The organism is Prosthecobacter sp. Pr1, from assembly GCF_057652315.1.
This window is the reverse complement of record NZ_JBYFBS010000001.1, coordinates 633,485-652,644: the sequence shown is the minus strand read 5'-3', so window position 1 is coordinate 652,644 and position 19,160 is coordinate 633,485. Positions and strand designations below refer to the sequence as shown.

Annotated in this window: 21 protein-coding genes; 1 reads left to right on the top strand and 20 read right to left on the bottom strand. The window is 60.2% G+C overall.

The features are described 5' to 3' along the window. Positions 1 to 14: 14 nt before the first annotated feature. From AC24GY_RS02630 to AC24GY_RS02545, 18 genes are all read right to left on the bottom strand, one after another. Positions 15 to 296, bottom strand: coding sequence for a hypothetical protein (locus tag AC24GY_RS02630; RefSeq protein ID WP_487680049.1), 282 nt, complete (start codon positions 294 to 296; stop codon positions 15 to 17). 3 nt (positions 297 to 299) lie between these two features. After that, positions 300 to 908 (bottom strand): hypothetical protein, encoded by a 609-nt coding sequence (locus AC24GY_RS02625; RefSeq protein WP_487680047.1) that lies wholly within the window; start codon positions 906 to 908, stop codon positions 300 to 302. A 356-nt stretch (positions 909 to 1,264) separates the two neighbouring features. Beyond that, complete coding sequence (locus tag AC24GY_RS02620) at positions 1,265 to 2,329, bottom strand: hypothetical protein (protein WP_487680045.1); 1,065 nt, start codon at positions 2,327 to 2,329, stop codon at positions 1,265 to 1,267. Positions 2,330 to 2,349: 20 nt separating this feature from the next. Beyond that, a complete protein-coding gene (locus AC24GY_RS02615; protein WP_487680043.1) occupies positions 2,350 to 2,703 on the bottom strand; it encodes a hypothetical protein in 354 nt (117 codons plus the stop codon). After that, positions 2,700 to 2,924, bottom strand: coding sequence for a hypothetical protein (locus AC24GY_RS02610; RefSeq protein WP_487680041.1), 225 nt, complete (start codon positions 2,922 to 2,924; stop codon positions 2,700 to 2,702). Before AC24GY_RS02610 ends, AC24GY_RS02615 begins: the two co-directional genes overlap by 4 nt. Beyond that, positions 2,899 to 3,804, bottom strand: a complete 906-nt coding sequence (locus AC24GY_RS02605) for an AAA family ATPase (protein ID WP_487680039.1) — start codon at positions 3,802 to 3,804, stop codon at positions 2,899 to 2,901. The genes AC24GY_RS02610 and AC24GY_RS02605 overlap by 26 nt, the downstream gene beginning before the upstream one ends. 4 nt (positions 3,805 to 3,808) lie before the next feature. Continuing rightward, on the bottom strand, positions 3,809 to 4,513 hold the full coding sequence (locus AC24GY_RS02600) for a hypothetical protein (RefSeq protein ID WP_487680037.1): 705 nt from the start codon (positions 4,511 to 4,513) through the stop codon (positions 3,809 to 3,811). Continuing rightward, a complete protein-coding gene (locus tag AC24GY_RS02595; RefSeq protein WP_487680035.1) occupies positions 4,510 to 5,763 on the bottom strand; it encodes a TrbI/VirB10 family protein in 1,254 nt (417 codons plus the stop codon). The genes AC24GY_RS02600 and AC24GY_RS02595 overlap by 4 nt, the downstream gene beginning before the upstream one ends. Before the next feature lie 21 nt (positions 5,764 to 5,784). Next, positions 5,785 to 6,750 carry a hypothetical protein gene (locus tag AC24GY_RS02590; protein ID WP_487680033.1) on the bottom strand — a complete coding sequence of 322 codons (966 nt, stop codon included), beginning with the start codon at positions 6,748 to 6,750 and terminating at the stop codon, positions 5,785 to 5,787. Then, positions 6,747 to 7,397 carry a hypothetical protein gene (locus tag AC24GY_RS02585; protein ID WP_487680031.1) on the bottom strand — a complete coding sequence of 217 codons (651 nt, stop codon included), beginning with the start codon at positions 7,395 to 7,397 and terminating at the stop codon, positions 6,747 to 6,749. The genes AC24GY_RS02590 and AC24GY_RS02585 overlap by 4 nt, the downstream gene beginning before the upstream one ends. A gap of 11 nt (positions 7,398 to 7,408) precedes the next feature. Further along, positions 7,409 to 8,014 carry a hypothetical protein gene (locus AC24GY_RS02580; protein WP_487680030.1) on the bottom strand — a complete coding sequence of 202 codons (606 nt, stop codon included), beginning with the start codon at positions 8,012 to 8,014 and terminating at the stop codon, positions 7,409 to 7,411. 10 nt (positions 8,015 to 8,024) lie between these two features. Continuing rightward, positions 8,025 to 9,077, bottom strand: a complete 1,053-nt coding sequence (locus tag AC24GY_RS02575; protein WP_422323576.1) for a hypothetical protein — start codon at positions 9,075 to 9,077, stop codon at positions 8,025 to 8,027. Positions 9,078 to 9,113: 36 nt separating this feature from the next. Continuing rightward, complete coding sequence (locus tag AC24GY_RS02570) at positions 9,114 to 9,953, bottom strand: hypothetical protein (RefSeq protein WP_487680028.1); 840 nt, start codon at positions 9,951 to 9,953, stop codon at positions 9,114 to 9,116. Between the two features lie 37 nt (positions 9,954 to 9,990). Continuing rightward, entirely contained in the window at positions 9,991 to 10,512 is a 522-nt protein-coding gene (locus AC24GY_RS02565) for a hypothetical protein (RefSeq protein ID WP_422323572.1), read from the bottom strand. After that, positions 10,509 to 13,208, bottom strand: a complete 2,700-nt coding sequence (locus AC24GY_RS02560) for a TraG/VirB4 family ATPase (RefSeq protein ID WP_487680026.1) — start codon at positions 13,206 to 13,208, stop codon at positions 10,509 to 10,511. Before AC24GY_RS02560 ends, AC24GY_RS02565 begins: the two co-directional genes overlap by 4 nt. 10 nt (positions 13,209 to 13,218) lie before the next feature. Further along, entirely contained in the window at positions 13,219 to 13,590 is a 372-nt protein-coding gene (locus AC24GY_RS02555) for a hypothetical protein (RefSeq protein ID WP_487680025.1), read from the bottom strand. An 88-nt stretch (positions 13,591 to 13,678) separates the two neighbouring features. After that, the gene (locus AC24GY_RS02550) at positions 13,679 to 13,987 is read right to left on the bottom strand and encodes a hypothetical protein (RefSeq protein ID WP_397381395.1); all 309 of its coding nucleotides are present in this window, start codon (positions 13,985 to 13,987) and stop codon (positions 13,679 to 13,681) included. Positions 13,988 to 14,118: 131 nt separating this feature from the next. Then, the gene (locus tag AC24GY_RS02545) at positions 14,119 to 14,817 is read right to left on the bottom strand and encodes an RNA polymerase sigma factor (RefSeq protein WP_487680023.1); all 699 of its coding nucleotides are present in this window, start codon (positions 14,815 to 14,817) and stop codon (positions 14,119 to 14,121) included. 228 nt (positions 14,818 to 15,045) lie between these two features. On the opposite strand from AC24GY_RS02545, the gene AC24GY_RS02540 reads away from it, so the two are divergent. Beyond that, positions 15,046 to 17,007 carry a protein kinase domain-containing protein gene (locus AC24GY_RS02540; protein WP_422323564.1) on the top strand — a complete coding sequence of 654 codons (1,962 nt, stop codon included), beginning with the start codon at positions 15,046 to 15,048 and terminating at the stop codon, positions 17,005 to 17,007. 63 nt (positions 17,008 to 17,070) lie between these two features. Here the strand turns inward: AC24GY_RS02540 and AC24GY_RS02535 are convergent, their stop codons facing one another. Further along, entirely contained in the window at positions 17,071 to 17,505 is a 435-nt protein-coding gene (locus tag AC24GY_RS02535) for a cyclic nucleotide-binding domain-containing protein (RefSeq protein WP_422323562.1), read from the bottom strand. Positions 17,506 to 17,564: 59 nt separating this feature from the next. Next, the gene (locus tag AC24GY_RS02530; protein ID WP_487680020.1) at positions 17,565 to 19,058 is read right to left on the bottom strand and encodes a type IV secretory system conjugative DNA transfer family protein; all 1,494 of its coding nucleotides are present in this window, start codon (positions 19,056 to 19,058) and stop codon (positions 17,565 to 17,567) included. Between the last annotated feature and the right edge of the window lie 102 nt (positions 19,059 to 19,160).

Below are 19,160 nucleotides of genomic sequence, written 5' to 3'. Positions count from 1 at the left end.
CGCCCAGCAGTTGCTCAGCGTGCCTTGGGGCCTGCGGTTGACTGCCCTTGCGACTCACCTTGTTGCCTGCTTTGCCCGGCCCTTGCCATGCCCAGGGCGGCACCGACGCTCTGCTTGGCAGCCACCGTGCGGTCGGTGGCGTCGATGTCGTTGTCCGCGTCAATGTCCAGTTCCTCACGGTCATCACTCTCGATTCGGCCATCGTGGTCCAGATCGCGTGAAGGATCGTCTGCCAGATCGATGTCGCCATCTCCGTCGAGATCGCGTCTGCCATCGGTCTTTTTCGGGGCGGGCATGATTTACTTGATGCCGTGCCCCTGCTTGCCAGCCGTTTGTTTGGGGCCAAGGTCCACCCCCTGTGCGGCCAGTGTGTCACGGACGCTTGTGACACCCGAGCCGGCTTTTTTGCCCAGCTCCTTGCCTTTGGCCGCTCCTTCTTCGCCAGCAATGGCTCCGCCAATGGCACTGCCAATGTTTCCGCCGATGCCGCGCGCGTGATCGATGGCCATATTGGCCGCCTGTCCGGCCGCATTGCCCACGACTTTGCCGAGCATCTGGCCCACAGACTTGCCTTTTTCACCAAGGACGGCTGAACCGAGCATGCCGCCAACTTTTTTGCCAAGACTGCCGCCCACATCGAGACCGCCGGCTTCCTGACTTTCCTGTTTGGCACCCTGCTCGCGATGACCGCCGATGATGGGCCCGCCCGCTTGAGCGGCCTCGGTGGCATTGGGACCGAGTCGTCCCGGCCCAACCTGAGTGCCTCCAGCTCCGTCTTTTTTGCCCTGTCCAAAGAGGTTTTTGATGCCCTGGCCGACGGCTTCTCCAATCATCTGCCCTTCCTTGGAGCCACCCGCGCCAGAAAGGATGCCCTGCATACCGGCTTGAAATTTCTCAGCGGCAGTCATGGGCTTTTGACCGACGACTTCCGTCGTGCTCCCAAGATACGTACTCTGGGTGCCCGGGCCCTGGACAGCAGGGGCGGGGGCGCCTTGCGCTTGCTCCGCGGGTGCCTCCGGCGTCTGCTGATCCGAAGCTAGGGGCTTTTTAGAAGGCTGGGCCGGTACCCAAGCCTGCTGAGCAGGCTGCTTCGGTTCCTGTTGTGGTGCGGGTGCCGCGGTCGCGCGTTGCGCGCCAATCACAGGTCCGCCTTTTTTGTCGGTGTCTTCAGGCATGGGCTAAGGAGAAAAGGTTAATCTGATTAGCCGGGCCGGGATCAGGTGTGCCGAGAATTACGCAGAATAATGGGGGCACCGCCAAAAAATCACATCTTCATGCCTTTGCCCATGCCGAGTCCCTGCCCCATGCCGCCGCCGATCTTATAGCCCTCCTCCTCCAGGCTCATGCGCACGGTTTTAATGCCGTCGTCCACGCCTTTGCCCACGGCACCGCCCACTTCGGAGCCCACCTGCTGACCGACCTGTCCGCCGATCTGACCTCCAACCTGCTGACCGATGGCAGTGCCTACCACTGGAATGGCGGAACCAATGGCACCGCCGACAGCCTTGCCGCCTGCTGTGCCCACGGCTTTGCCAGCAGCCCCGCCGATGCCGGAGCCAAGGCCTTCGGCCATGCCCGGCTCCTCACCCTCGCCACCGATGCCGCCGCCCAGGCCGCCCATGACACTGGCGACTCCACCTCCTCCGCCGCCGCCTCCGGCCAGGCTCGTCACACTGCTGAGCATGCCGCCGGCACTGCCGCCGCCCCCACCGAGACCACCTGCCAGACTGGCGATGCCACCACCGGCACCACCGCCCCCACCAGCTAAACTGGTGACGCTGCCAAGAAGATCACCGCCGCCACCACCGCCGAGGCCCCCAGCGAGGCTGGCGATACCACCGCCTGCCCCACCGCCACCACCTGCCAAGCTGGTGACGCTGCCTAGAAGATCCCCACCGCCGCCGCCACCAAGACCGCCCGCAAGGCTGGCCAGGCCACCGCCTGCGCCATCACCGCCCATGCCGCCCACGCTGCTAAGGATATTGCCCGGACCGCCTGAGTCTCCACCGGCTCCACCAATGCTGCTGACCGCACCGTCCACCGCCGTGTCAGCCGCGCCGCCCACGGCTCCGCCCACCTGACCACCGACTTCTGAACCCACCTGGTTGCCGATCTGGCCGCCAATCTGACCTCCGACCTGCTGTCCCACAGCGGAGCCAACGGCATTGCCAATGACAGGCACGACGGTACCGATGGCACCACCGACAGCACTGCCCGCCGCCTTGCCGCCCGCCGTACCCACGGCTTTTCCAGCAGCACCACCCACTTGTGATCCGACGCCCTGGCCCAGGGACTCTCCGATTCCAGCTTCTTCTTGTTCTTCAGGCATATGGTTAAAGATTGAGTTTTTTAAGGAGCAACGTTGCGCGGCTGCTTGCCAAAGGAGTGCACGTGCGAAACGAGGACCGGCCCCAGCGAGTGCCCTTCGGGCAGATCTGCCATGACGTAGTAGTGAGTCCAGAGCTTGCCGGCGTCGCGTTTGCCCACGCCTTCGGCCCAGAGGCGCACCTCTTTGCCGGTCATCTCACGCGGCAGCCGCGTGATGTGGATGTTGGACTTCACCCATCCTTTCTTGTCGTGATAGACCCAGAAGTGGACGCTGGTGGCCACAGGGAGCACATCGTCATCATTGAGGTAGGCAGGCGGTGGGGTGGCGCAGCCGGCCAGCATCAGGGCGCAAAAAATCGTGAGGAGGTGCTTCATTGTCTGGACTTGGATTTCATCATTTCTTCGCCGCGCTTGCGCCAGGGCTCGCCCCACCGGTTGTAGGCATACAGCACCGGAAGGGCCAGGAACCCGGCCACCGCCGCCGCATTGCGCCCGGTGTACAACGCGCCGGCCATGAACAGCAGGGTGAAGGCATAGCGCCGCACCTCCGCCCTGTGGCTGTGGTAGTGATCAAGTATCGATGACCAGGTGACCATTTTGGGCGACAAGGGTTCCGTTGGTTTGCTGACCGCCGAGAAGTGCGTTGCGCAGCGCAGCGCGGCAAAAAGTTTCCACCGTGCTGCGCATCCGGCGCACGCCGAGTCGGGGCTCCACACCATTCGCCACCATGATCTCAAGCACGCCTTTGCCCGCCGTGAGATTGTAGCCTTTCGATTTCAGGAGCTTGAGCTCCTTGTTCAGCATGATCGTGGCGATTCGCTTCTGGGAATCGTAGCCGAGCTTTTGAAACACGCAGCGCACATTGAAACGCGCCAGCACTTCAGGCCGAAGTTCCGCCGCAGCAAGATCTTCGATGAAGCGCTCCACGGTGGCGATGGGGCTGTTCTTCAGCTCCATCAGTGCTTCCGCTCCGATGTTGGAAGTCGCCACGATGTAGAAGTTGCAGAGATTCAGCGTCTCCCCATTGGCGACGGTGATGCGTCCTGCATCCAGAACCTGCAGGAAGATGTCGAGCACACGCGGGTGTGCCTTTTCGATTTCGTCAAAGAGGATGAAGCCCCGCCCTTCAGCACGGTCATAGAAGCGGCCGATGTTGCCCCGGCTGGTTTCATTCTGGCCCAGCAGGAGCTGGAGAGACTCCTGGTTCTGATACTCGGACATGTCGAGGCGGATGCAGTGCTTCTGCACATCACCAAAGATGTGTTCACACAGCAGCAGGGTGGTTTCGGTTTTGCCGACACCGGTGGGGCCCAGGAAAAGAAAGGTGCCCTTGGGGCGTCCGGGATCACTCAGGCCGAGCTCACCGTTCTGCACGATGGGCACCACCTTGGGAATGACGTGCCCCTGCCCGATGATGCGTTCTTCGAGAAAGCCAGGAAGTGCCTGGATATGGGCTAGATCAACAGGGGGCGTCATGGCACTATTTCTTTTGGAATAGCCCCTGGCTGGAGCTGCGGATGCGCAGGCGCTCGGCCTGCTCCAGTTCATCGATGCGAGTCTGCGCCTGCTTGAGTTGCTCACTGAGAGCGGTGCGTTCCTGAAGAGTTTTTTCGAGGAAGTCCTTGATGTCGGCCACGCCCTTTTCCGCCTGCTCAAAATCGCTCTTCTTCTTCATCAACTGGGAGCGCAGTTGGTCGAGATCAGACATGGATTTGCGCAGGCTGACGGACTTGGCCGCCAACGCCTCACGCTCTTGCTTGATCAGGGTGTCATCCGGCATGTCCTTGCGTGCAGGATCAACAATGCCCAGCACGACGCCGCGCGAATCCATCGGCGTGGCAGGCAGCCGCGTGTCCCAGCGGGAAGGCTGCTCCAGCCGGTAAACGGTATGCGCTTCGTGCATTTCGCGGCGGTCCTTGCTGGGCAGCCGGCCGAGGTGGTAGGCATGCACCTGCTCTCCGAGGCGGACGCGCGAAACATCATGCGGATCCAGTGAGCGCCCCTTCGGCCAGTCGGACAGCACGTTTCTGCTGTAGGTGGGGATGTAGGCCAGCTCAGGATCATCGGCCGGGCGCACCAGAGGATCTTCGGAGAGTTTGACGCTGCGCGATTTGCACGCTGTGAGAAGAGCGCACAGGATCAAGGCGGCACAGGGCAGGCTGGCTTCGAGAAGCTTGCGGTTCATGGTTTGCTGCTGCTGGGAGTGGGAGTTGTGGAAACGGGGGTGGCACCTGATGCAGTGTCCGAAGGCTTGGAGATGAGTGAGCGCATCTCCTGGATCTGATCAGCCGCCGCCTGCTGCTGGCGGTTTTTCTCGGCTTCAGCGTTCGCCACGGCGCTCTGCTGGCTCTGCGCGGCATTCTCCGCCTGGGCCTTGGCGTACATCTCCTCGTCGAGCTGCCAGCTGTTGAGCGGCTGGTTCTTTTGTTTCAGGCCGGCGATGCTGGCCATCTCCGGCTCGAAGACGTCCGTGGTGTAGATGTAAAACTGGGTGCCGGCTGCGACCCGGACAAAATCAAGGTCCTGGGAGAGCTGCGTGGTCAGGAGCTTGGAGTACGCAGATGCCGCCTGCGCACCACCGCCAAGCGCGGCATTGGTCGTGTTGTTCTGCGGCACCAGTCCATAGATGCTTTGGAACTGCTGCCGGTTGTTGTTCATGATGCCCTGCAGCGCTTCAGCGATGAGGATCTTCACCTGCGCGTACTGATCGTTTTGAACGATGACACCTTTAATGCCGGCAGATCCGTCAGTGATGGCATAGGTGTCATCACTGAGACGTTCGTGATCAAGGGCCACGCCGCCGATGCTGTACTCCCGGCCATCCTCCCAGATGAATGTGAAACCGCCTGCGACCTCAATGCGATCACGGATGCGTCCTTTGCTGGCCTTGGCATGCACCTGCGTTCCAGCAGGAAGAACGAGCTGACGGTTCCAGTAAATGTCTTCCGTGACCAGGCCGAGCACCGGAGTCTGCAAGGAAGAGGAGTCCACGGTGATGACCAGCGCCGCTTTGATGAGGATGCCTCGCGGCGCAAAGAGCTTCGGAGTCGTCGGCACAAAGGGCTCCGTCACGGCATTGCTGACGTGCACCAGTTTGGGAAAAGGCGGCGGCTTGTCCGCTTTCTTTTTCTGGTCGGAGGAATTGGACAAAAGCAGGCTGGGCGGCGCGGGCTTCTTGGGAGGAACCACGAAGCGCTCCACCTGCTGGTCACTGCCAATCATGGCCGTGCGCTTGTCTCCGAGATTCACCGTTTTTGATTCGGCGACCAGCGTGAGCTCGGCTGGTGGCTTGCCGTCCTTGGTGGGCTTGGCCACCGGCGGGGCGTTGATAGACGCCGCCGGCTGCTTGCTTACATAAAAGGCCACCCCGGCGATGGCGACCACCACAACGAGCAGCATCATCTGCACGGCCGGTTTCTGGAATTGTTGCATCATGGCAGTGGGAGAAGTTCCGGGTTATTTGCCGTCAGCTGCGGCATCGAGTTCGGCGGCATCCGCGCTGGAAAGCGGCGGCAGCAGCACTGGCTGACGCCCGGGTTCCGGCAGTTCGATGCGGAAATCCTGATTGATGGAAAGCCCTTCACGGCTCCCGCCGGGGCCGCCCTGCAGCACCACATCCATGGCGACGCGCTGACCAGATGCGACAGTGTTCGCGCAGTCTACCAACTGGCAGTCATAGCTGCGGCTGCCGACGCGAATTTTGGTGCCCGCGGGATCGAAATCAAACTCCTTGGCGCCGTTGTTGGTAAGCCAGCAGCGGAAGACGGTGAGGTCTTTGGCCGGGCTGCGCTGGATCTCATAAATGGTCGTGACGAGGTCCTTCGCGGTGGAGGTCATCATCAGTCCGTTGCGCTCCTGCCAGCCAGTAAAGAGGCCGGGATTGAGCGGCTCCAGCGCCTTGCGGTTGCGCACCTTGCTGAGCATGCCCACAAGTTCCTCCGCGTTGTATTGAATGCGGGACTCCACCACTTTGTCCTGCGTCACCTCCACTGCGCTGCTGGTCGGTGCCGGAGGGGAGACGATGACGGCAAGGTTGGCCTCATCCGCTGGCGTGAAGCGGAGGAGGTAGATGTTGCGCGTGGTGCGCACCGTGGCGTGGCAGGGTTCTCCGGGCTTGATGAGGCGGACGACGAGCGTGTCCCCGATCACATTCTCATAATGAACGATCCCCACCTTGGTGCTGGTCATCTGGTTGACCTGCGCAGGATCGGTGACGAGGCCATAGCCAGTGAGCAGACTGATCTTCTCCGGAAAGGTGATCGTCGTGGCGACATTGCTGTTGATGGCGATGTCATGGACGAGGTTCTTGGGGTCCAGGCGCACAAGTTCCCGACCGGGCTGCACCTGCGCGGACACCTTGAGCGCCACCGGGAAGACGCAAACGAGAAGAAGCCGAAGCCAGCTGGAAGTGCGTGAGTTCATGATTCGCTGATGGGCTCCAGGCTAAGTTTGCCCAAGGTCTCCACCTGCGAGGGGAAGCCTTTGTTGTCGTTGATGTTCGTGTTCTGATGCCAGAGAACGGTGAGCGTGAATCGATAGGTTTCCTGCTTTTCCTTGCCGCTGAAAATGCTGCGTCGGTGGATGAGGCCCGTGGTGACGGTCTTCACGCGGGTGTTGGTCGCCGCTTTGATCTCCGTCTTCTCCACAAGGGAGGTCTGGTCCACCTTCTGGCTCTGGAAGTACTTTTGCTCTTTCTGCACCTCCTTGCGGATCTCCGTCAGTCCCGGGGTCTCCTGCTTCTCATTTTCCCAGCACAGCTTGGTGAGGCGGTCCTCGTGGATCAGCCCCTGCGCATTGCGTTCCAGCAGGGTCTCCGCCAGTATGCTGCTCATCTGGATGTGCATGGGCGTCATCTCCATGTACACATTTCCCGGCGGCACGTAGTAGGCACCAGCGGTGTCCATGACCACAAATGGCGGGCGCTTCCTCAGCGTCTCGGACATGAGCATGACATAGCCCGCACAGGACGCCCCCACCATGCAGGCCACGAGAAACCAAAACACGGCGGTGCGATCCCTGATGATCAGGGTATCAATGGCGCTGCGCTTTTTCTCTTGCGGTGCTGACATGGGTCTGGGGATTACTCGATGTTGGAGGTTGCAGTGATGGAGTACTCGATGTTCGTGCAGACGAAGGGAAAGCGCCGGCTGTCCCGGAGGTTTTGATTCCTCTCCCACGTCTGCCGTGCCGTGACTGCGAAGGATTGATTGACCGCCTCATTGGTCGTGGGATCCAGACTCACCCGCACAAGCTGGCCCTGCGCCACGGTTTCAGCTTCTCCATTGGGAAAGTGCTGCACACGCACCTGGCCCACTTCCATCACCTGATGAATGTGCCGGGTGTGAAAATCATAATACGATTCCTGCAGTTCTTTCTCCACCTGGTCCATGCCAGCGCCGGCATAAAGCAATCTAAGCCGCTCTCCTGTCAGAGCCCCCTTGGGGCCTCGGTTGAGGAACGTTTCCAGCGCGAGCCGCGCATGATAGTCCACTAACTCGTCCAGATCCTGCTGCTGCAGGGAACGATCCAGATAAACGTGCGATTTTTCGATCGGCACGTAGAGCATGCTGCCACGGCTGGACACCGCGACGTCATACACATACCAGCCGGTGATCGCGAGGCAGCCGCAGGCCACCATGAACCAGAAAAGCGCCAGCTTTTCCTTGGAGATAAAGATGTCAGCCACGCCTTTCATGTCATTCCCCTCCTGCCAGGCCTCCTATTTGATTGCCCACTCCAGTGACCGCGCCCGTGGCACCGCTGATGGCCGAAGATGCGGTGCTGCCGCCAGGAACCATCCCGACCACCGAACTCGCCACCGCTCCGCCCGCGCTCACACCGCCCATCGCTGCACTGACCGCCTGGCCGGCAAAGGCCGTGCCGATCTGCGCTCCCGAAAGGATTGCCTTCTGAATCAGACCCGGTGCCTTGAAGATCACAAACATGATCCAGATGGCCACCGCAATCACGAGCACAAAGATGGCGATGACCTCCACCCCAATGCCAAACCCGGCGAGGTTCAGCGTGGCACAGATCAACGTGATGATGTCAATGCCGATGGTCAGCAGTGCGTCCGAAAGCATGAGGCCGATCCCCCAGCCCAGCGGCCAGAAACAGATCCCAAGAAGCCCCATGAAATAGGTCTGCGCCGTCCCCTTGGTGTCTTCATACAAAAGCATGCCAAAAAAGATCGGCGATGCTGCCGCACCGATGTACAAGGCCATGATCTGCACCTGGTAGGCAAAGAAGAAAATCACGTAGCAGATCAGACCGATGACGATCATGCAGAACGCGGCAATGATGTTGGCGATGTAGTCGATGATCGCCAGCGGATCGACAATGAGCGCCGTGAGCGCACTGGCATCAGTGTCGATGTCCATGTCACTAAAACTGTCCCCAAAATTTTCAAACAACCCGATGGGGTCCACTCCCAGGTTGGCCAGCAGGTCATCTGAAAGCGCTGTTCGCACATCCACCACCAGGAACTCAGGAAAGAATGGCATGATGGAGCACACCAGACCCATGGTCAGGATCTGTCCGAAGGCCCCGTCGAAGCTGCCGCCCATGATCCCTTTATAGGCGATCATCAGCAGTCCCAGAAAGGCGAGTGTGAAAGCGAAGATCTGCAGAGCATCAAAGATGTCCGCACACGTGTTCTGCAAATCGGTGTAAAACGTTTCCATGAGACCGAACGCACCGGCAAATCCCTGGCCGGCGGCCAGGATGGGCATGCTGTTCAGTAGGTTCATGGCGGCGTGTAAGGTGAAAAATCTGAAGGACCGTTGTTACTTTTTACCCCAGCCCAGATTGCTGAAGGGGCTGGTCGTCGAACCAGAGGAGGAAGATGACCCGCTGCCGGAGCCGGAGCTGCTTTTGGCCTTGTCGGCAGTGTGCTTGCGCTCCAGATCGCGCTCTTCACCTTTCGCCTTGGCTTCCACCTGCGACTGCAGCTTCAGCTTTTCCATCAGCACGTCGTAGTCCAGTTTGCTCTTCGCCACATCGGCCTTGGCGCTGGCAATCAGCGCATCAGTGGTGCTGATCGCGGTCTGCAGTTTCAAGATGCTGGCCAGATCGGAGGCGGAGTTCAGCTGATCAAACAGCGCGGGGCGCTGCTCTTCGAGCGCAGTGATGCGCTCATCCGCCTCGCGGGATTTTTGCGCCAGCGCCTCCAGGTCACCACTGAGCGCACCTTGGAGTTTGTACAGCGAGGGATCACGGTTGGCGGTCTCGCCATCTTTGAAGGTAACCGTCGGGTTGACGGCGGCCACGAGTCCGTAGGCGTTGTCGCCAAAGGCTTCCGCTCCCGTCGTGGCACGGATGCGGTCTTCACGTGCTACGCCATTGGCGGCCGCCTGTGCAGATTTGGCGATGTCCTGCTTGATGAGATCCAGCAATGGCAGACTGACCGTGGCCGGATCTCCCATGCGTGTTAGCTGATCGGTCAGCGACTGCGACTGCTTCTGCGCTTCATCAAGCTGCTGTTGCAGCATGCTCATGATGCTCTGCGTGTTGGTGTTTGTCTGCTGGATGAGCGCGTTGTCGATAACTTCCTGCACCGGCGACTGGGCACCGGCGCTGTGGCTGAACAGAAACAGCCCGAAGGCAAAACAAGCGGATGTTTTCATGGTGTTGCTGGGGTGGGTGGATGGATGGACAAATGGGTTACTCAACGACCTCGATGACGACCTTGCGCGGCTCGACCAGCACGCCGTCCGTGGTCACATGCTCTGGCACGGGCACTTCGTAATAGCGGCGCTGCACACCGTCACCGCTGCTCGGGCGCTCGGCATCGCGCTTGAGCCAGTAGAGATCCTTGATGGCGTCACTGCGGCCCTTGTTGTACCCGTCGAGATACTTCTGCCTCACCTCGTTCTGCGCCATGGAGTCGGAGATGGCACCAGCGGCATATCCAGCGACAGCCCCGGAGATAAGACCAGCATGGCTGCTGAGACCGCCCCCGCTCCCGCCGCTGGAACTGCTCGTCGTCGTGGTGCCGCCAGTCGTGGAGGACGAACTGCTGCTGCCGTTGTTGTTGCTCTTGAGAAGGCGATCGCCCACGATGGATCCGAGGATGCCACCGGTGGCGGCACCGACGAGCCCCTTGTTCACGCCGCCGCTCGCATTGGAGCACGCGGTGAGCAGCGAGGACATGCTCACGAGAAGGATGAGGATGGTCGTTTTCATTTCTTCGATTTGGCTTGGCTGAGAATCATCTTGTAGGCGTCGCCGCCGTAGTTTTTGAGCTCGGCGTTCTGGCGTTCAAAGGCCTCCCCGGAGGTGGCGGAGGCCAGGATCATCTCCTTGGACGCCTGATGTCGGCCGATGGCAATGCGCGGCCGCCCGGTGGCCTCGTGGTAGTACACAAAGGAGCCGTAGGGGTCGGACTTCATCTCCGAGGGATCAGGGAAACTCGTCACCTGCTTCTTGGTGATGGAGGGAATGCGGAAGCCTTCGCTCATGCTTTCCACATCACGCTGATCGGGCTGCTTGAGCATGAACATGATGCGTGAGTTGCCCACGACGGAGGAGCGCACCGGGTGGTCCTTGATGCGTTGGAACTGCTGAATGATCGAGAACACCCAGCAGGAATACTTGCGCATACGCTCATAGTACTCACGCGTGATGCGATCCCCGTCCGGCATCGCGAGGAAGGCGGAAAGCTCCTCCAGGATGACGCGCTTGCGGGTGGAACGCGGGCGGCTCATGATCTCTTTGCGCAGGTCATTCGTGATGAGGAACGCGGCAACCGTGCGCAGCTCCTTGGCAGACTCGGGAATGTACGACAGCTCGAAGTGGACCACTTTGCCGCTCAGACTGACATTGTTCACACCATCCAAAATGGCCCCGTAGCGGCCCGTGCGGCTCCACGGCTCCAGCAGCATGCGCAGCAGGCCGATGTCCGGGTGGGCGCGCCGCTGCCGGCTTTCCAGATTCAGCAGCTCCACAAACTGGCTGTGCGTCGGCATGTCCTCCGCCTTCATCAGCGTGTAGGCCATGCTCATCAGGTCCCATTGGTTGCCGGGATTGTTCAGGAAATCCTCCAGCAGCCCGTGGTCCACCGCCATACGGTCAAATTCAGTGGCCATGGTGTCCCCCTCCATGAGGCTGGAGCGGAAATCCATCCACGCATCCGCCAGCACTGTGCCGCTGGGCATGCGTTTTTTGCGCCATTCGTCGGCCACCGCCACACGGCGTGCGGCCTCGGCACGGCCTTCGGCATTGTGGCTCGCCCAGGTTTCAAACTGGTCGATGTAGAGGCGTTCGATCTGCTTGGACAGCAGCGCCTGGCGGATTCGGTCCTTGTCGATGTCCGGCGGAGGGCCGGCCATGAGATGCGCCACCGCTGTGGCACCGCCAAGCTGGTCGGAGCTCAGCGGCAGTCCGCGCGTGTCGAAGTAGTTGAAAGTCAGATTCCCGTTCGGCTGCACGATGATCGGCTCGCAGCCATAGAGCCGGGTGAAAAGGTTGTAGGAAAGCCCTTCCTCCACGATCGCCGTGAAGTCGTAATACGGCGCCGTCTGCGTGAGAAGATCGATGGTGAACACCGATTTCCCTGCGCCTGACGCCCCGAACATGATGCCGTGCTCCGGGCGCATCGCACCTTCCTTGCCCACGAAGGTCGTCGTGCCTACCAGTGCTCCACGCGGGCCGTCGTAGATCGCCTCGGCTTCATCGAGGTCACCGGTCGGTGTGCTGGAAATGGGCAGCATGTCCGCGAGATTCACGTCCTCGACGTACAGCTTGAAGTCGTTGTAGTTGGCCCAGCTCCAGCCGGGCATGCAGAGTTGCCAGTAGTTGCGCACACTCGTCGGCAGCGTGGGCTCATAGGACTGCGCGCCCCCCAGTTTCAAAATGGAATTCCGAATCGCGGAGAGTTTGCTGGAGCACACATCCGCGTCCTTGTCCCATACCCGCACGATGAGGTGCATGCGGTAGGGCACCACTTCATTCGTGCTCAGGCGCCGGATACGGGTGCGCAGTTTCAGCAGCGTGGCTTCGAGGGAGGGCGTGATCTTGCCGCGCTCCAGTCGCGCGACCTTGCCTTCCGTGGCGATGCGGTCCTTCTCCACATCCCCGGCCTCAATGTTGGTGATGATCTGGTAGTCCAGGATGTCCAGCTGCGTGAGTGTGCGCATCATCCCGATGTAAGTGAACTTCGGCATGCTCTTCACCACGCAGATGCCCTGGTAGAAGCCGTCCATCTTGAAAGTGGAGGAACCCATGCGCACCGGGGCCGCCTCGCTGTTGAAGCACATGTCGCAGACGGTCTTGCTCGGATCGTAGAGGTCTTCGAGCTTGAGTGCCTCGTTTTCAAACGCGCTCGGATTGAAGTAGCGATAGAAAGCCTCGAAGTGCTCCATGTCATTCATGGGCATCACCCGGCCGCCAAGGCTGCCAAACTGCTGGCGCAGGGCCTCCTCCAGCTCTCCCTGCTCGCGCTTCGCGGCCTGCAGCAGCTCTTCATAATACTGCCGCCCGCCGCCCATGGACTTGCCCTGGATGCGTGAGGTAAAATAAAACTGCAGATGCTCGCGGCGCAGCTTGTGCTCGCGGATTTTTTTATCGTAGCGCTGGTAGCGCTCCTCACGCTGCCGGGTGGACCACCGGTCCTGCGGCAGTTCCTCCGTCTTCTGGCGGTATCGTTCCAGCTCCTTGCGGTAGTCGCTGTCCACGCTCCATGAGACTTGCAGCCGCAGTTCCGGACGCACCATGCGCAGCAGCACGCGCAGGTTGTCCTCCAGAGACATGAGCCAGCTGGCGTCCGTGTTCTCTGTATCCGGCATTTCGATGTTATACCCCTTGCCGATGGCACCGCCACGCTGGAGGCCCCGATAGATGATGAGATCCTCGTCGAGGTAGGAATTGATGAACTTCGCCATCCGGGGAGGATTAAATAGGTGGGTCTTTGGTGGGATCATCGACCCATGGCAGGGCGATGGGCTCCACCTTGTTGGGGGCGAAGTAGGGTGCTTTGGCGGCCTTGATAATGAGCCATTCAAACAGTTCCACGTCGTAGGAGGGTGGCTTCCCCTGCTTCAATCCGAAGCAGTAGAGAGAGACCAGCACCAGCGGCACTGATGCCATCAACATGGCCATGGGTATGCTCGCGTCCGGCGCATTGGCCATCTTTTGAAAGATCATCAGCGCCATGCCGAAGGCGAGAATAAACCACAGCGCGTTGGCCCCCTCGAAACCGGCGATGCCCTGCTGGGAATCGCGGCCTTCGTTGGTTTCGTGCAGTTTGACGCCTTGCTGTTCCATGGTCGGATCGCCGAAAAGTGACAACGGCCTCCCAGCCCTGATGTGCCCATGCCGGGCACATCAGGGAGAGAGCTCCATTGCCAGGGAACTAGTTGCCCATGTCGATGGAATCCACGTCGCTGGAACCGCCCGCGGTGGAGAACATGACCTTGGTGATGATGAAGGCGAGACCACCGATGCCGGCGCCCACCAGCCCGTAAAGCACGCGCTCAGTGTTGCCCATCATGAACATGACCGCCGAGAAAAGCAGGCCGCCGAAGGCCAGCACCAGGCCGACGAGGTTGAGGATGTTGATGATGCCGCTGAACTTGCTGGTCAGGTCGCTGGAGGAGGCGGCGAGTGGCATCGTGAAGCGCAGGATGTTGGTGCCAAGAGTGGTGATGGCAATGGAGTTCATTTCTGTGGGTGATGAATAGTTTGATGTTTTGGAGTTCAGCTCGCGGCGCGTGAACACCGTCTGCTGGCCGTGTAGTAACCAAACCGCCGTCTGCTGTGACAGGATTTATTCGCCACCCATGTTCCCGGGGCCTATTCCCGGCTCACCAACGCATTGCGCAGAGCCGTCAGCTCCTCCTGCACCATCTCATCGGTCGGTGCGGCCAGCGTGCCAGCCACCAGATCTCGCATAATTTCCCGAAAACGTTTTCTCAAACGTGAGATGGACTGGCGCACGGCGTCATGGGTCATGCCCAGCCGCGCAGCGAGCTCGGCATCGTTCCCCGACCCCGCCAGGGTCGGATCCAGCCTGGGGCGCAGAAGTTGAAACTGATCCTTCTTGCCCGCCGCTTCCTGCTCCTGAGCCAGTTGCTCCACCGTTGCCTCAATAATGCGCAAAGCACACATGCGCTGGTAGATCATCTCAGGAGTACGATGGTCCGGTGGCTGAATGGAAAGTTCATCCTCCGCCTGCGAAGCTTCAATGGACAAGATCTCTTTGCCCCCGCCGCGTTTCAGCGCCGAGGCCTGCCGCTGCCAGTGCTTGATATGCCGGCTGAAAGCCGTGAGCAGATAGTTCCTCATCTTGCCCAGCGCCGCGTCTGCCGTGGTAAATAAAGCTTTTTCTAATACAAAGCTAAAGAAACTCTGTGTCAGATCTTCTGCATCCGCCGGAGACAGCCCTTGAAAGCGCGCATACGAGTAGATCGGACGCCAGTAGATCTTGCACAATTCGTCCAGCGCCAGCCTGCCTTTGCCTACGTCTCCTCCTTCGCGCAGGGCCAGCACCATGCTCCAGCGTGTGACGGGGAAAGCACCATGATGGGTTGGAGGAGTCTTGGCCATGCACTGTTATCTGAGAGCACTTTTTTACGCTCTTGAAACTCTGGAAGTCGAAAAAAATCAGTCACACGAAGACGGCTGTTCGGATAACTCAGGCATGTCACTGCCTCAACTTCTCTTGCACGCCCGAGCGCGGTCTCAAACTCTGCAAATATTCTCCTGCGAAATCCCTGACTGATGAGTGCCACTTCACCCGGACCGGATGCCGGTGACAACTCCCGCACTCAGGCAAGATCTTCCGTATTGCAGGGTCTCAATCCCGTCGGCCTCATGGAAGGCGTGCTTGGCGGTCAGGCCACTGACTGGGAGCCGCCGCTCGCGGAAGAACTCGAGTCTTGCTTCCCCGGCTACACCGATTTCCGCTTCATTGATCGCGGTGGCATGGGTGCCGTTTACTCCGCCATGCAAAATTCTCTTGAGCGCCGTGTGGCGGTGAAGATCCTGCCACCAGACCTCGGCAAGGATGCGCTCTTTGTGGACGGATTTCATCGTGAGGCACGCCTGCTGGCCCGGCTGCAGCATCCAAACATCGTCGCGGTGTATGATTTTGGCCGCAATGCCCTCGGGCACCTGTTCATCGTGATGGAGTACGTGCATGGCACCTCGCTCTTTGAAATCCTGAAACAGGAGCAGCTGCCCCTTCCCCGCGTGCTGGAGATCATCGCCCAGGTGTGTGAAGGACTGCAGTTCGCCCATGACCATGGCGTCATTCATCGCGACATCAAGCCCACAAACATCCTCATCGACGGACGCAACAGCGTGCGCGTGGCGGACTTCGGCCTGGCCAAGCTGGTGAAGGCGGAATCCACCACCACGGCACAGACCCGCAGTTCCCTCATCATGGGCACCCCTGTCTATGCCGCGCCAGAACAGCGCCGGCCGAACGCATCGGTCGATCACCGTGTGGATATCTTCAGCGTAGGTGTCACGCTCTATGAAATGATCACCGGCCACTTTCCGGTCGGCGTCTTTGAGCCCCCCTCCAAAAAAGCCGGCAGCCCTCCCGCACTGGATAAAATCATCACCAAAGCGCTGCGCGAAAGTCCGGCTGACCGCTACCAAAACGCTGCAGAGCTCAAGAAGGCCATCAAACAGGCCTCCGACCGCATCACCCAGCCTGCCATCCAGCGCACCATCGTCAAGCGGCCGATCATTTCCATGATGACCACCGTCATCGTCACCACCGGGTTCATCTATTTGTTCGACGAAGTGAACAAGCAGGTGCTGCAAAAAATGCGCCCGGAGGGAGCGCCGCTGCTGCAAAGCGTCGCTGTGGTCCCGCTGAACAGCACCTTCTCCCTCCTCAATGGCCGCATGACATGGCTTCAGGCACAGGCCAAGGTGAAGAACATGCCCGATGTCGAACTGGCCAGCGTACACTCCGCATCAGAACTGGCAGAGCTGAGCCAGTTGTTCGATGAGCACGGCATCCACTCCGACGTCTGGACCGGCGGCATGCAGGCGGAAACGGGCGCTCCCTTTTCATGGTCGGATCGCAGCCCCTGGGACTTCGAAGCCTGGATGCCTGCCGCCGCTGAACCACCCGTGGTCGTCACCGAAGTCCAGCCGAAAAACAGCGGCACCCTGCGCACCGCTCTTGGCGACACCCCGGACTGGATCGAAGTTCACAACCCGGGCTCTCAGCCTGTGGATCTGACGGGCTGGAAACTCATCCACTACAAAGACCGTCAGCTTTATGAGGACCGTCTCGGTGCCAACATGATGCCCGGAGCCGCTGCTCTGGTGCTGGCCCCCGGCGAATACCGTGTCATCTTTTGCAGCGCCATTTCAGAAGACGAAGCGGGCCTCCCTCAGTTCCACTTTCGGCTGGAAGCCGAGCACGGACGCATCGGCTGGGCCGATCCACGGGGTCGCGTGATCCAGATGTTCAACGCCGCCTGGAACAACTTCCCGACCAACACTTCCATCACCTCCGACCCCGGCGGGCAGACTTGGGGTGTAAGCACCAAACCCAGCCCCGGCCAGCCCAATCCCCCGCCTGCACGCCCGCTCAAACTCAGCTCAACGCCAAAACCCGAACGGATGGCAGTCATGCTCCTCCCCCAGTTCGGCGGCCGCTGGACCACCAGCCCTTTGGACCGCATGGCTCTGCCGCTCATCCGGCACAAGAAAAAGTAGGCCCCTCAACCCCACACTCTTCGCATGGGGGAGGGTTTCCCGTGAGGTTGCAGAGCCTCAGCTTCAGCGGTTGGCCAGATCCACCAGCTTGTCATTCATGTCCCTCATGCGCTTGGAAAGACAGGTGGTGATGCGGGTCAGGAGTCGGTAGGCCACCTTCGGATTGGCCGTGTGCAGGCGCTCCAGGCTGTCACGTGTGATGAGCCAGACTTCAGCCTCGGATCCCGCACGCACCGTCGCGCTGGCCGGACCGGGGTCGAAGATGCTGACCTCGCCCAGTGAATCACCGGCCTCAAGCACTGCCACGACCTGATCAGCGCCATCCACTTCCTGCAGCACTTCCAGCTTCCCTTTCAGCACCAGATAAAGATGGTCATTTTCATCCCCCTGACGGATGACGACGTCGCCCGGCTGGTAAGATCGCGAGTCTCCAAAACTGGAGAGCAGCGAGAGTTCGTTGGCATTGAAGTTGGCTAGAAGCGGAGTGAGGGACGGCATGGTTGGTTGTTTTTACTACGGTCAGAGAGTTGTTGGAGACGAGTGGTTATCGGGCTGGATCACTTCCACCAGTCAGGAATCTTCCCGGCGCCATCCATGGCGGGAATGCGCATGCGGACTTTCTTTTTGGACGGGTGGATGATCCAGGCGGTGGCGTCCGGCATCTTCATGAGCTCGCCGGGCTGCACTTCGTAGTCCCATTCTTTGTTCACGGTCTTGCTGCTGTCTTTGCCCAGGAAGCCGGAGGACTTGGAAACTTTCTTCGTCTCCACCTTCGCAATGAATTCCGCCACTGCCTGCGCCCCTTCAGGGTCCGGCTGACGGAACGCGATTCGCGAGCGGCAGTTCAAAGTGAGCACCTGCGCAGTTTCTTTGCCGAGCACGGGGAACAATGAGGCATCACTCTGCATGCCCAGGATGAGGCAGCAGTTAGCCGCACGCAGACGGTCGATCACGTTGTGATCGGAGATGCCGTCCTCGCTCGCAGTCGCCAGCGCCTGAAACTCATCCATGAGCGCGATGAGCAGGTTCTCCGTCTTGCGCTCCTTTTTGGGCTTGTCGAAACGCATCATCGCATGCGTGTAGAACAGCAGCTTGATGTAGGTGTTGATGTAGCGGCGTTCGGTCTGGAAGGTCTGCGGCATGGCCGTGCAGAACACGCGCCCTTTGTCCACATCGGTGATGTCGATCGTGTTCGGCAGGTCGGAGCAGAAGATCTCCGCGATGTCCGGATGCGTGAAGAAGCCCAGCATGACCTTCAGTGTGCCCACGAGGCCTTCTTTCTGCTCCGCCGCCTGCGCGTTGAGGAAGGTCTGATCGAAATACTTCGCCAGCTTGATGCGCTCCGGCGTGCTCTCCGCATCCAGCAGTTCGTTGAAGAGCGCCTCCATGTTCGACTTGTCCGTGAGGAACTCGTAAGCCCGCAGCACGTTCACCGGCTTGCCCAGAGTTTCTAGCAGCTCAAAGGCGCAGGTCAGCGCCTGCTGCGCCGCCGGTTTAAAGAAGGAAGACTGCTCCCCCTCCGTCAGCGAGGCTCCCGTATCGACGAGGTTTTTCGCATGCGTGGTGTAAGGCAGCCGCAGGTCTGAGACGAGATTGTAGCGCTCCTTCGGCTGCCATTTGCGGTCCAGCCGGTCCGGGCGCACCATCAGCACGCACACCGCCTCCGGCCGGCCATGACCGGTGAAGTGCTCCAGCGCAAAGAAATGCTCGTCCCCCTTCGCACCGAGGATGAGGCCGCCCCAGTTCGGGCGCGAAACGGAGATCTGGTGCAGCAGCGGATTGAAGCCCGAGGTCGTCTTGCCCACCCCCGTGTCTCCGGTTATCAACCAATGTCGCGTGAACTCCCCCGGCAGCCACTTGAGGTTTTTGTACTTCACGATGTAGTCCTTCTTCGAGAAATCCGGCTGCCATTTCAGCAGCACCATGGCCCCCAGCACGCACAGAAAGGCCACTCCGCCAGTCACTTCATTGATGCTGTCATACTGAAACACATACCAGATACCAAAAGTGGCGATGCCGACGGCGACGAGGAATTTGAGGAAGGAAAACATGCTGGGAGAGGCGCTGCGTGGTGCTAGCCCGTCAGCAGTGATTTGTGACGTCGTTTTCGCCCGTGTGTCACAGTTTGAAATGCGGCGGCTAATTTCAGGCTG